General features: G+C 73.1%; 6 protein-coding genes. 1 reads left to right on the forward strand and 5 read right to left on the reverse strand.

Annotated features, from left to right (window positions below; translation table 11 throughout):
- Positions 1-8 precede the first annotated feature (8 nt).
- Complete coding sequence (locus LJ221_RS09410; protein WP_241715345.1) at positions 9-1,283, reverse strand: glycosyltransferase; 1,275 nt, start codon at positions 1,281-1,283, stop codon at positions 9-11.
- 357 nt (positions 1,284-1,640) lie between these two features.
- Between LJ221_RS09410 and LJ221_RS09415 the strand changes: the two genes are divergently transcribed.
- The gene (locus LJ221_RS09415) at positions 1,641-1,940 is read left to right on the forward strand and encodes a hypothetical protein (protein WP_241715346.1); all 300 of its coding nucleotides are present in this window, start codon (positions 1,641-1,643) and stop codon (positions 1,938-1,940) included.
- Between the two features lie 581 nt (positions 1,941-2,521).
- Here LJ221_RS09415 and LJ221_RS09420 read toward each other — a convergent pair.
- The 4 genes from LJ221_RS09420 to LJ221_RS09435 all read right to left on the reverse strand — a co-directional run bounded on the left by LJ221_RS09420 (position 2,522) and on the right by LJ221_RS09435 (position 13,205).
- Positions 2,522-3,709, reverse strand: coding sequence for a DegT/DnrJ/EryC1/StrS family aminotransferase (locus LJ221_RS09420; protein WP_308314750.1), 1,188 nt, complete (start codon positions 3,707-3,709; stop codon positions 2,522-2,524).
- A gap of 148 nt (positions 3,710-3,857) precedes the next feature.
- The gene (locus LJ221_RS09425) at positions 3,858-6,533 is read right to left on the reverse strand and encodes a BTAD domain-containing putative transcriptional regulator (protein ID WP_241715348.1); all 2,676 of its coding nucleotides are present in this window, start codon (positions 6,531-6,533) and stop codon (positions 3,858-3,860) included.
- Between the two features lie 225 nt (positions 6,534-6,758).
- The gene (locus LJ221_RS09430) at positions 6,759-8,690 is read right to left on the reverse strand and encodes an ABC transporter ATP-binding protein/permease (RefSeq protein WP_241715350.1); all 1,932 of its coding nucleotides are present in this window, start codon (positions 8,688-8,690) and stop codon (positions 6,759-6,761) included.
- Positions 8,691-8,843: 153 nt separating this feature from the next.
- Positions 8,844-13,205 carry a type I polyketide synthase gene (locus LJ221_RS09435; RefSeq protein ID WP_241715351.1) on the reverse strand — a complete coding sequence of 1,454 codons (4,362 nt, stop codon included), beginning with the start codon at positions 13,203-13,205 and terminating at the stop codon, positions 8,844-8,846.
- Between the last annotated feature and the right edge of the window lie 15 nt (positions 13,206-13,220).

Here is a 13,220-nt window from a genome sequence, read left to right on the forward strand (position 1 = left end):
GGTCCCGGTCAGTGCCCGGCGAGGGCGACGAGGTGGTCGACGGCGGCGGTGACCTGCGGCAGCGCGAGCATGTGCCGCTGCGCGGTGCGCGCCGCGTGGGTGTGTCCGGGGTCGTCGAGCAGCCGGGTGACGGTGTCGGCGACATCGTCGGCCGCGGCGCTGGGCACGCGCAGCCCGAGCCCGTACTCGGTCACCCGGCTCGCGTTGTGCGCCTGGTCGCTGAGTTCGGGCAGGACGGCCATGGGGACGCCGGCCCGGACGGCCTCGCGGACGCTGTTGTAGCCGCCGTGGGTGAACAGGAGCTGGGCGGTCTCCAGCAGCAGCGGCTGCGGGATGCTCTCGAAGAGGTGCACATTGGCGCCGACGGCGGCCAGGTCGACGGGCATGCCCCGGGTGGCGACGACGGCCGTGCAGTCCACCTGGGACAGGCCCTTGACGACGGTGGTCAGCGGGTTGGCGTCACCCGGCATGAGCGCGCCCACGACCAGCGCGGGGTCGCCCTCGATGTCCAGGCCCTCGAAGAGGTGTCCGGCGACCACGCCGTCGAAGAACAAGTCGAGGATGCGCGGAAAGACGGCGTGGTGCATCAGCGAGGCGAACACATTGGTGCTGGAGACCACCACGAGCGGCTTGTCGCCGGGCAGGTCACGCAGCCACTCGGGGCCGGTCTCGGCGCGCACGACGGCGGACGGCTGCTGGTAGGCGAAGGTGCCGTCGATCTCGTGGGCGGTGAAGGCGTATTCGGGCGGCATGCAGTCGAAGCGGCCGTGTGCGTGGATCGCTTCGGCCGAATCGCTCTCGGGCAGGCCCAGTTCGGCGCGACGCAGGTTCAGCTCGGCCAGGGCCAGCTTCGCGTCGAGGTACTGGCCGCCGCCGGAGGGCGCGGTGACGTGCGGGATGCCGAGCCTCTCGGCGACCAGCTGGCCGGCGAACTCGACGCCGCTGCGCAGGATCACGTCCGGCTTGAAATCCTCTGCGACGTCGAGGAGTTGACGGTAGGCGTCGGTGACGTGCGGGCCGCATGCGGTGGCGAGGAGGGTCTGCGGCGAGAACGGGTCGGAGGGGGCGACGTCGATGCGCTTTTGCTGCAGCAGGCTGAGCACGATCTCGGCCATGTCGGTGAACAGCGGCAGGACGCGGACGTTCTCGCCCTGGAAGACGTCGGCCATCTCCGGCGGCGAGACCACGGTGACCTCGTGCCCGGCCTCCGCCGCGGCGCGGGCCAGCGGCAGCAGGGCGCGGGCGTTGGAGGGCGACAGCGCGAGGCTGCAGAGAATGCGCACAACCATTCCTTTCCGTGCGGAAGCGACGTTCGGCGACTTCGGCGGAGCGGGGCGGGAAGTCCGGCGTCACGCGCCACCGGGCCGTCGGCCACGTCATGATGGGCCGCCGCTCTCGGTGTTTTCCCGAGTGTTCGGCACGTGTTTCGCGCCGCTCGGCATCGAACCTAGGCGATCAGCCGAGGCGGTCCCAGTTGGGTGTTTCCACTGCCAGGTAATCGGCGAAGTCCGGGCGGCGGTGCCGGGTGAGTTGTAGGGGATCTCCTAGCCGTCGTCGGCCGACCATCCCCGCATGGCGTGTGCCGGCGAGGGCCTCCGACAGCCGAAGCTCGCACCCATCTGGTCCATGTCCTGGGGCAGTTGGGCGCGGGAGGTGTCACCTCGGTCGCCGGGACCGGGGTGGAGGACGCCTTGCGCGCGGTGCTCGCCGGCCTCGGCGACCGGCCCGCCTGCCCGGACCCCTCGTACCAGGTGGCCGAGACGGTCGCCCGATACGGGACGTTCGACGGCAACCCGCTGCTGGCGCCGCTCACCGAGCGGCAGCGCGACGCGGTCGAGGCCGCCTGTGCCTGCCCCCCGCGAGCGTGCCGCCGTGCTGGCCCGGCTGGAGACGGCCCGCCGACGGCTGGGACAGGCCCGGGACACGGCGGTGCTCCATGAGCTGGAGTCCGCGACTCGTGATCTGCTGAAGTCCCAGGAGGGTGCCCACCGGGACGCATCGCCCGACGGCGGCGGCCGGTACGACCTCGCCGAGATCGGGCTCTATCCGTTGACCGCGCCGCTGGTCGAGCGCCTCGGTGACGTCTGGGCCGCCGGTGCCGTGCAGGCACTCGCCCTGGTGGAGAGGCTCGACAGCCGCGTCGGAGGAGCGCACGCCTGGGGCCGGTCGGCCGGCGCGACGTCCCTGTGCCGCACGATCGAGTTGGCGGCCCTGACCGCCCGGCACCGCCTGGTCCCGGACCCGGAGGTCGCGGAGTGGGTGGGCCGTGCCGACACCGCGTTCGCGGAGCTGCGTACGTGGTTCTCCGACGGCCTCGTGACCGCGTCCGCGCATCCCGACCGCCTTACCGTGACGCTGGAATACCTGGGCAGGCTGGCCGAGGCGGCCAACGCTGTGGCGGGGCTGGCGCGACGGCCGCCCCGACCGGGCCGCTGCCGACCACGAGCAGGTCGACGCTCTGCGGGCATGCGGATGGGTTCACGGCTGGTGCACTCCTCGATCTCGGGTGAACGCGGTGGGGTCAGGCGGTGGTGCGCGGGAGTTCGGCGAGCACCTTGGCGACGCCTTCCACGACGTCGTCGATCTCCCGGTCGCCGCCCAGGAGGACCTGGTGCGGGATCATGACGCCCCGGTCCCCGATCAGTTCGGCGTTGGGGCAGCGCGCGGCGATCCCGGCGAGAGCGGCGGGGTCGGCTTGACCGGTGCGGAAAGCGTCGGTGCGGTGGACCGCCGGATAGGTGCCGAAGGCGGAGATGCCCTCCATCAGCAGGGCGAGGACGACCGTGTCGCGGGAGAGGCCACCGAGCACCTCGGGGTCGAGGACGAACGTGGTCATGTAGTGCGGGTGGACAGTGCACCGCTCGTCGCGGCCCTGGAGTGTCACGCCGGGAATCGAGCCCAGTCCCACGGCGAGCTTCTCGTAGCGGCGCTCGCGCAGCTCGGTCTGCGCGGGGAGCCGGCCGAGCTGCGCCCGCAGGATCGCCGCGCCGAACTCGGAGAGCCGGAAGTTGGACGAGGGTGTGCGCAGCGTGAGATCGGGGGCGCGGCCACAGCTGTGCCGCATGAACGCCTCGTCGTAGCTCTCCTTCGGCAAGAGCAGCGCACCGCCCTCGCCGGCGGTCATGACCTTGTTCTTCTGGAAGGAGAAGGTCGCCAGGCCGCCGAGCTCGCCGAGGCCGAGGCCTCGCCAGGTGGCGCCGTGCGCCTGTGCCGCGTCCTGGACCACGGCCACCCCGCGCGGCTCGGCGAACGCGGTGATCGCGTCCATGTCGGCCACCTGGCCGCCGATGTGCACGGCGATGACGGCGCGGGTCCGGTCCGTGACGGCCGCTTCCAGCTGTGCCGGGTCCAGGCAGTGGGTGACCGGGTCCACGTCCACGGGCACCGGTGTCCCGCCGCGGCGCTGGACGGCGGTGGAGGTGGCGATGAAGGTGTACGCGGGGACGAGCACCTCGTCGCCCGGCCGCAACCCGATCAGTTCCAGGGCGAGTTCGAGGGCGTGCGAGCCGTTGGACACCGCGAGGGCGGCGGGCGCGCGGTGGTATGCGGCGAACTCCCGCTCGAAGGCGTCCACTTCCACGCCGCCGAGGCGGGACCACGAGCCGTGGTCCAGGGCCCGGAGCACGGCCTCGCGTTCCGTGTCGTCGAACTGCGGCCAGGCCGGAAAGGGGGTCTCGCGGACTTTCGGTCCGCCGTTCATGGCCAGCATTTGAGTTTCCTCCTCAGCGCGTCACGGCCGCCCGGTTTCCACGGCCGTCACAGTCGGAATTCCGATGCGCACCGGAATGTAGTCACAGCGTTTCGGTTCCAGCAGTTACTCAGTTCCATCGCCCGGTAGTCGGGGCGTTCGGCACGGGTCAGGCGGACAGGTGTGCCGCCGTGCGCTCGGTCCAGGCCGCGGCGCGGCTTCTGCGGTGTTCGCGCACGGTGCGGGACACGAGTGCGTCGACCACTTCGCGGGTGGCCGGATGGCGGAAGGCGTAGCGCACGGCACCGCTGCCGGAGGGGTGCCGGGAGCGGCGCAGGAAGTCACGGCGTTCGAGGTGGTCGAGCCAGTACGCCACCTCGGCGCGGTCGAGTTCGCCGACCGCGGCCACGCCGTCGGCGCAGCACACCCCGCCGAGTGCGGAGGCGTTGACGAGGACGGCCTTGGCCACGGGCGGAAGCGTATCGAGGTGGGAGGCGACGACCTGGCGTACGTGGCGCGGCAGTTCCGGCCGTTCGGCCGGCCGGCCAGGGCCCGCGGAGTTCATTTCGCGCGCGTATTCCACGGCGTACAGGGGGTTGCCCCCGATGCGGGCCAGCAGGTCGCGCCGGAGGTCGGCGGTGAGGTCGCCGCCCTCGGGGGTGACGAGGGTGTCGAGCAGGGCGCCCGTGGCGGTCTCGTCGAGGGGGTCGAGGGTGAGGGCGAGGGCGTCACGCCGGCCGCCTCCCCAGGTGGGTCTGCGGTCGAGGAGTTCGGGGCGGGCGGTGACGGTGACCAGCAGGGGCACGGGCCCGGCGGTGTCGACGAGTTCGGTGACGAGGTCCAGGACGGGGTCCGGCGCGCGGTGCAGGTCCTCCAGCACGAGCAGGAGGGGGTGTTCGGCGGCGAGGCCGGTGAGCAGCAGCCGCCAGGCGGTGGCCAGATCGGGCCACTCGGCGGGGGCGGGTGGTTCGGTGCGCAGCAACGGTGCGAGGCGGTCGATCAGCCAGGCGCCTCGGTCGCCGGTGCCGAACAGGGCGTGGACGGTGCGGGCGAGGGCGTCACGGCCGGGCTCGTCGGCGGCGTGCGGGGTTCGGGTGACGGCGACGAGGGTGCGCTCCAGGAGAGCGAGCGGCCGTTCGCAGTCGTACCAGGCGCTGTGGGCGGTGACGACGCCGTAGCCGTGCGGGGCGCGCCGGGCAAGGCGGGTCAGCTCGTCGCCGAGGCGGGTCTTGCCGGCGCCGGGCTCACCGAGGACGGTGACCAGACAGGGCCGCTGCTTGCGGACCACGTCGTCGAGCGCGCCGCGCAGTTGTTCCGTCTCCCGGCCTCTGCCGACCAGCGGGGGCGTCGGGTCGGGGCAGGCGGGCCGGGGGCCGAGCGGCTCGCACGCGCCGTCGGCACCGGCGGGGCCGTAGGCGAGGGCGCGTTCGCTGCCGGCGCGGGTCGTGGCGCACACGCGGATGCCGCCGGGCGGCACGGTCTGGAGCAGGTCCGTGCAGCTTCCCGGTACGGCGCCGTTGACGACGGGCACCGCGCCGGTGCCGTCGGCGGCGCAGGTGACGACGACGTCACCGGTGGCGACGGCCACGCGGGGCGCGGAGCTGCCGTGGACGGGGACGGGGCCGCCGTAGCGGCGCAGTCTGCGCAGGATCGCAAGGCCGGCCCGGACGGCGCGTTCGGCGTCGTCCTCGCGGGTGCGGACGACGCCGAACAGGGCGAAGGTGACGGGGCCGAGGACGCCGGAGACCTTGCCGCCGTGCCGGGCGACCTCCTCGCGGATGGCGGCGGCGAGGTCGCCGGACAGCCGGGCCGCGTCCTCGGGGTCGCCGCCGAGCCCCTTGCCCAGGGTGGTGCGCACCAGCAGCATCGTCAGCTGTTTGCGCTGCTCGGTGAGGGCTCCGGCGGGTGCGACGGCGTACGGCAGGCTCGCGGCGGCTACCGGGGCGGGGTGGGCCGACGGGGCGGTGGACCGGGATGTATGGCCGATCGCGGCGATCGACGTCGCGGGTGGCGCCGGCGTGGGCGGGCTCGTGGGGCGGGCCCGGCGGGTCTCGCCGCCGAGGGCCATGATCGCGAGCGCGTCGGGCTGGCCCAGCACCGGATCGTGGTCGAGTACGGCGCGCTCCACTGCGTGCAGCGCGCGGCCCGGCTCCAGGCCGAACCGGGAGGCGAGCGCGGTCCTGGTGCGGCGGTAGGCGGCGAGGGCCTCGGCCTGACGGCCGCAGCGGTACAGGGCGAGCATCAGCTGGGAGCAGAGCCGTTCACGTGCGGGTTCCTGCCGGGCGTGGGTCTCCAGGTCGCCGAGGACGTCGAGGTGCCGGCCGCAGGCGAGTTCGGCCTCGTACAGGTCCTCGCGGGTGACCGAGCGGTGGCGGGCCAGGGCACGCAGTTCGGGCCAGTCGGCCCCCGACTCGGCGAGGTCGGCGAGGACGGGGCCGCGCCACAGGTCGAGGGCGGTGCGCAGGGTGCGGGCAGCGGCGGACCAGGCGCCGACGGCCAGTTCGGCTCGGCCGCCGTCGGCGAGGGTGCGGTACGTGGTCAGGTCGAGGTCGTCGTCGTCGACACGCAGCAGGTAGCCGGGTGCGTGGGTGAGGAGGACGGGGCCACCGCCGGGGCTCTCGGCGGCGAGGACGCCCCGCAGGGCGGACACCGCGTTCTGAAGCATCTTGCGGGCGGTGGGCGGCGTTTCGTCGCCCCACAGGGCCCGCAGCAGCGCGCTGGTGGCGACGACCTCGTTGGCGTGCAGCAGCAGCTGGCCGAGGGCGGCCCGCTGTTTGACGCCGCCCAACGCGACGGGGCCGTTCTCGCCGCGGACCGTCATCGGTCCCAGCACCTGGAATTTCATGCCGGTGTCGCTCCCGTTCTCCATCCGGAACGAAATCACCGGGAACAAGGAAAGGGAACGTTTTCCGTCGGCTTTCCGTGCATGTTTCCGGTGAATCCTCACGGCCCTTCTCCGGCCTCGCACCTGGCGTGGAGAACAGCCGTGAGGACATTCACCCTCTGGATACGAAAAGGACTCTATCGACGTCCCCGTGCGCGGTCACTGGGGAAATCACCGGTGTTGGGGTCAGGAGACCCGCCAGCGCAGCGCCCGGTCGGCGATCCACAGCGAGGCCACCGAGGTCACGGCGAGGAAGGCGACGTCGATGGCGAAGGAGCCGTCGATGTCACCGGTGATGCTATGCCGGATGGCGTCGGCACCGTAGCTGGTCGGCATGGCGTAGCTGATGACGCGTAGGACGACCGGCAGCGCCTCCAGCGGGATGAGCAGCGGAGCGCCCAGCAGGAGAAGGAAGTTGAGCATGTAGGTGACGATCGAGATCAGTTCGATCCGGTCGATGAGGGTGCCGATGACGAGGCCGAGCGCGGCGAGCGGCAACGCGGTCAGCGGATACACGAACAGCAGGGTCGGCGACAGGGTGAGCTGGATGTCGTAGAGCAACTCGACGGCGAGCAGTGAGGTGAGCAGGCCGGGGGCGATGAGCAGGAGGCGGGCGGCGATGAACGCCGTCACGAACGCGATCTTGCTGATGGGCAGCGACGCGTAGTACATCATCGAGCCCTCGGCCTTGATGGCGCCGATCCGCTGGGCGATGGCGGTGGTGCCGAGCGCGGCGATGGAGAACACGCCGGAGCCGCTGGCGATGTACAGCAGGCTGGACTGGTCGGTGAGTCCGCTGCCGATGCGGGAGAAGCCGAACACCATCGTCAGCGGCATGAAGATGCCGAAGACGATGTGCACGTGCCAGGAGGTGCGCACGATCAGCATGTGCTCGAACCACAGGTACTTGAAGGACGTGCCGAAGGTGGCGAGGCGCGACTTCAGGGGGCGCCTGGGGGCCCGGGTGGATGCCGGGGAGGCGGCCGGCGCCGGCCGGCCGGTGCGGGCGGCGGGCAGCGGGGCGCGCCTGGTGGGCTGAGGGGTCGCGGGGGCGTCGGGGGCGGCTTCGGGTTCGGCACCGGGGGCGCCGACGGCGGCGAGTTCCTTCACGGGGGACGGTGGTTCGGGCGCGTCGGGGGCCTCGGGTGCGGGACGGGCCGGCTTGAGGTTGAGGTAGACGTCCTCCAGGGTGGGGCGGGCGAAGCGGAAGTCGTCGACGCGGGTCACGCCGAGGTCGGTGACGAGGACCTCCAGCAGGGGCTGGATCCGGTCGGGCGGAGCCGTGACGAGGTAGCTGCCGCTGCGGTCGCCGGGCGTGACGAGGCCGATCCGGCCGAGCCGGGCGGCCTCCTCGTCGGTGAGGCTGTCGCCGTCGCGGACGAACAGCTCAAGGCGCGCCCGGGCGCCGGTCTGCTCCTTGAGTTCGCCGGGGGTGCCCATGGCGGTGATCCGGCCACCGTGCATGACAGCGACCCGATGGACGGCCTTCTCCGCCTCCAGCACGTTGTGGGTGACGAGGACGACGGTCGTGCCGTCCTCGGCGGCCCGGCGCTGCACGATGTCCCAGATCAACCGCCGGTTGTGCGGGTCGAGTTCGTTGGTGGGCTCGTCCAGCACGATGAGTTCGGGCCGGCCCATCAGGGTCATGCCGAAGTTCACCAGCCGCATCAGCCCGCCGCTGAGCTTCTCCACCTGCCGGTCCGCGTAGGGGCCGAGGCCCAGTTCGTCGATCAGTTCGTCGGTCTGGCGGCGGGCGTCCGCCTCGCTCTGGCCGCGCAGCCGCCCCGTGTAGTGCAGCGCCCGGCGCGCCTCTATGAGACGCATGGACAGGCCGCGCTGCGGCAGGAAGCCCACGGTGGACTTCACGAGCTCGGGGTGGCGCACCACGTCGATGCCGTTGACCGTGATGGAGCCGGATGTGGGGCGCACCAGCCCCAGCATCTGCAGCACGAGCGTCGTCTTGCCCGCGCCGTTGGCCCCGAACAGGCCGAACACCTGCCCGCGCGGCACGTTGAACGTCAGTCCGTCGTTGGCTCTGACGAGTTCACTGCCACGCCCGCGATAGGCGCGTACGAGATCACGCACCTCGATGGCCGGACCGTCGTCCGTCTTGACCATGCCCACGTCTCATCGCCTCTTCGGCTCAGGGACCCGGCCGTGCCGCTGGTCCGCCGTTCGTGTACCGGTTTCGCCCACGCTAGGCGGGGCGCGGCCGGGGACATCAGTGGAAGCTCTCCACCCCTCGGTCACCCGTGCCGAGTTCGGGCTCGGTCACCCGCCCCCGAGTTCGTCGTCGAGGAAGGCGAACATCTCGTCGTCCGACAGGTTGTCCACGTCCAGCTCCGCCGCCTTCTCCGGGTCGTTCGCGGCCTGCTCCGGTGCCGTGGCCGCCGGGGCGGCGAGCGCCGACCAGCGCGTGCGCAGGACGTCGAGCCGTCCCGCGATCTGCCGGTGCGCCGCGCCGTCGGCGGCCGCCTCCGGCAGAGCCGTGATCATCCGCTCGACGCGTTCCAGGGCGGCCAGCAGGCTGTCGGCCCCGGTCCGCTCGGCTTCGGGGGCGAGCAGCGTGTACAGGTGCCGGGCGACCGCCTCCGGGGTCGGGTGGTCCAGGGCCAGGGTCGCCGGCAGTCGCAGGCCGGTCGCGTTGCTCAGCGCGTTGCGCAGTTCCACCGACATCAGCGAGTCGAATCCGAGGTCGCGGAAGGCCCGTACCGGTTCGATGTCCGTGGTGCCGCCGGGCCGGTGGTCGAGTACGCGGGCGGCCTGGTCGCGCACCAGTTCCAGTACGGCCGCACGCCCCTCGGACTCGTCCAGTGTCGTGAGCCGTGCCACGAGCCCCGGATCGGTGGACCGGGCCGCGGACCGGCGTACCGGGACCATTCCTCGCAGCAGCTCGGGTACGTCGTCGCGGGCGCGCAGCGCGGCCGCGTCGATCCGCACCGGCAGCAGCACGGGTTCTTCGGCCGAGGCGGCCCGGTCGAACAGGGCCAGGCCCTCGTCGGTGCGCAGCGGCGGGAAGCCGGCCGCACGCATCCGCTCGATGTCGCGTGCACTGAGCGCGCCGGCCATGCCGTCCGACTGCCGCCACGGTCCCCAGGCCAGGGAGCGGCCCGGCAGGCCGAGCCGGTGACGGTGCCGTACGAGCGCGTCGAGGAAGGCGTTCGCAGCGGCGTACGCGCCCTGCCCGGCGTTGCCGAACGTACCGGCGGCGGAGGAGAAGACGGTGAACGAGCGGACGTCCGGCAGCAGTTCGTGCAAATGCCAGGCGGCGTCGGCCTTGGGCCGCAGGACGGCGGTGACGCGCTCAGGGGTGAGGTGCGCGGCGGTGGCGTCGTCGAGGACACCCGCGGCGTGCACCACATGGCCGACGCGCCGTCCGGCGAGGGCGGCCGCGAGGGCGTCACGGTCCGCGGCATCGCAGGCCACCGCCTCGACGCGGGCGCCCTGCGCGGACAGTTCGGCGACGAGGGCCGCGGCGCCGGGCGCGTCGGCACCGCGCCGGGACAGCAGGAGCAGCTCGCGTACGCCGTGCCGGACGACGAGATGACGGGCGAGGACGGCACCCAGGCCGCCGGTGCCGCCGGTGACGAGCACGGCTCCCCCGTCGCCGAAGGGCCCACTCGAGGACGAGCCCACGCTCACGCGCTCCAGCCGTGGCACGAGCACCTCGCCGTCCACCACAGCCACTTCGGGCTCGGCGACGGTCAACGCGCGGGCCAGGCCGGACGGTTCCCCAGGCACGTCGAGCATGCTGACACGGCCGGGATGCTCGCTCTGCGCCGAGCGCAGCAGCCCCCACGCCGCGGCGGCACCCGGCTCCGCCCCGGTCGTGACCCCACGCACCAGGACTACGAGCCGCGCCCCGGCGAGGCGTTCGTCGGCCGGCCACGTCTGGGCGAGGGACAGCGCCGCACGAGCGTGGGCGTGCGCGGAGTCGGCCGGATCGACGCCGGTTCCCCGGACCGTGGCGAGTACCAGGCCGTGGTGCGCGGGTACGGCGCCGAGATCGTCGTACGGCACCGCCTTGACGTCGGCTGCGGCCAGTTCCCCGGCGAGATCCTCGGGCAGCTCACCGAGTACGGCGATCTCGGCGGGCACCTCGGCCGCGGACTCGCCGGCCGGCGTCCACGCGGTCCGCAACAGCGCGTCCGGAGCGGCGGCGGACCCGGCGCCGGCCATCTGGTCGCCGTCGACGGGCCGTACGGTCAGCCCGCCGACGGTGAGAACGGCCCCGCCCTCGGTGTCGGCGACCTCGATGCGCACGGTCCGCTCCCCCGTCCGCTCCAGCCGGGCGCGCACCGTGCGGGCACCGGAGGCGGACAGGGCCACGTCCTCCCACGCGAACGGCAGCGCCGTACCCTCGTCGCCGCCCGCGCCCGTGAAGCCGGCCACGTGCAGGACGGCGTCGAGGAGGGCCGGGTGGACGCCGTAGCCGCCGGCGTCCGTCTCCGCCTCAAGTGACACCTCGGCGAACACCTCCCCGCCGCGCCGCCAGGCGTGCCGCAGTGCGCGGAAGGCCGGCCCGTAGTCGAGGCCCGCATCCGCCAACATGCCGTAGTGCGTGTCGAGTTCGATGGCCTCGGCGTCCTCCGGCGGCCATACGGCCGTGCCGCCGACCGGTTCCTCGGCAGCGGCGTGAGTGAGTACGCCGTGGGCGTACGCGGTCCACGGGGCGTCCGCGCCGTCCCGCTCGGGGCGGCCGTGCACCGTGAAGGTGCGGCGTCCGGCGTCGGCGGCGCCGCCCACCCGCAGCTGGACCAGTACCGGGCTGCCGTCGTCGGGCAGTACGAGCGGGGCGACCGCCGTCAGTTCCTCGATGCGCGCGGCACCGAGTTCGTCCCCCGCCCGGATGACCAGCTCGACCAGGGCGGCACCGGGCACCAGGGTCCGCCCCAGCACCGTGTGGTCGGCGAGCCAGGGCTGCGCCCGCGACGAGAGCAGACCGGTGAACACCGCGCCGTCACCGTCCGCGAGCAGCATCGCCGCGCCCAGCACGGGGTGACCGGCCGGCACGAGCCCGGCGGAGCGTACGTCGCCGAGGCCCTGGCCGGGCGGCTCCGGCCAGAAGTGCCGGCGCTGGAAGGGGTAGGTGGGGATGTCGGTGAGCCGGGCGCCGGTACCGGCGAAGTAGGAAGCCCAGTCCACGGGGACACCGTGCACGAAGAGCCGGCCCAGTGCGGCGGCGAACGTCTCTTCCTCGGGGCGGTTCCCGCGCAGGGCCGCGACCGCGAGGGCGGTCTCGGGTGCGCACTGCTGCACCAGCGCCGTGAGTGCGCCGTCCGGGCCGATCTCCACGAAGCGGGTGACGCCCTGCTCGGCCAGGGTGCGCACGCCGTCGGCGAACCGGACTGTCCCACGGACGTGCTCGACCCAGTAGTCCGCCGAGTCCGCAGCGGCGAGATCCCCGGTGAGGTTGGAGATGAGGGGAACACGCGCCTCGCCGAAGCGCAGAGAAGAGATCGCCGCGCGGAACTCGTCGAGCATCGGATCCATCAGTGCGGAGTGGAAGGCATGCGAGACGTGCAGCCGGGTGGTGCGGCGGTCCGAGGGCAGGGCCGCGGCGACCGCTGCGACGGCCTCTTCCGTGCCCGACAGCACCACGGCGTTCGGGCCGTTGACCGCCGCGACGGACACCTCGTCGGTGAGGAGCGGGGTGACCTCGTCCTCGCCGGCCTCCACGGCCAGCATCAGGCCGCCCTCCGGGAGGGCCTGCATCAGCCTGGCGCGGGCCGACACGAGAGCGCATGCGTCCGCCAGCGACAAGACCCCCGCGACGTGCGCCGCGGCGATCTCGCCGACGGAGTGGCCTGCCAGGAAGTCCGGCCGTACGCCGAGGGATTCCGCCAGTCGGTACAGCGCCACCTCGACGGCGAAGAGGGCGGGCTGGGTGAACTCCGTGCGGTTCAGGGCCTCCTCGTCCTCGCCCCACATGGCGTCCCGCAAGGCGGGGTCGAGCTCGGCCAGGACCTCGTCCAGCGCCTCGGCGAACACCGGGAAGTGGCCGTACAGTTCGCGGCCCATACCGAGCCGCTGGGCACCCTGACCGGAGAACACGAACGCCGTCGGGCCCTCGGCTGCCACTCCCCTGGCGAGCGCCGTCATCCCGTCCGCCGACGGCAGCAGCACCGCACGATGAGCGAACCAGGCCCGGCCGGTCGCCGCCGTGAATCCGACGTGCACTGACGGCTCGTACGGCTGGAGTTGCCGTATGTGCTCGTCGAGCGCATCTTCCGAGCGGGCCGTGACGACGAGGGGCACGATGTGCTCGGTGTCGTGGGCGAGGGGTTCCTGCTCGGGGCCGGCTTCGAGGACGACGTGGGCGTTGGTGCCGCTGAGGCCGAAGGAGGACACGCCGACGCGGCGCGGGCGGTCGGAGTCAGGCCAGGGCACCGGCTCCCGCACCAGCTCCACCGCACCGGCCGACCAGTCCACGTGCGAGGACGGAGCATCCACGTGCAGAGTGCGCGGGACGACACCATGCCGCATCGCCAACACGCTCTTGATCACGCCGGCGACACCGGCGGCGGCCTGCGTGTGCCCCAGGTTCGACTTCACCGAGCCCAGCAGCAGGGGCCGTTCACGATCCTGACCGTAGGTGGCCAGAAGGGCCTGCGCCTCGATCGGATCACCCAACGTCGTGCCAGTGCC

The organism is Streptomyces sp. CNQ085, from assembly GCF_022614595.1.
GTDB lineage: Bacteria > Actinomycetota > Actinomycetes > Streptomycetales > Streptomycetaceae > Streptomyces.

Excerpts from the sequence above, each read along its gene's own strand:
- LJ221_RS09430 (WP_241715350.1), bottom strand. The coding sequence starts at position 8,690 with ATGGTCAAGACGGACGACGGTCCGGCCATCGAGGTGCGTGATCTCGTA.
- LJ221_RS09420 (WP_308314750.1), bottom strand. The coding sequence starts at position 3,709 with ATGCTGGCCATGAACGGCGGACCGAAAGTCCGCGAGACCCCCTTTCCG.
- LJ221_RS09425 (WP_241715348.1), bottom strand. The coding sequence starts at position 6,533 with ATGAAATTCCAGGTGCTGGGACCGATGACGGTCCGCGGCGAGAACGGC.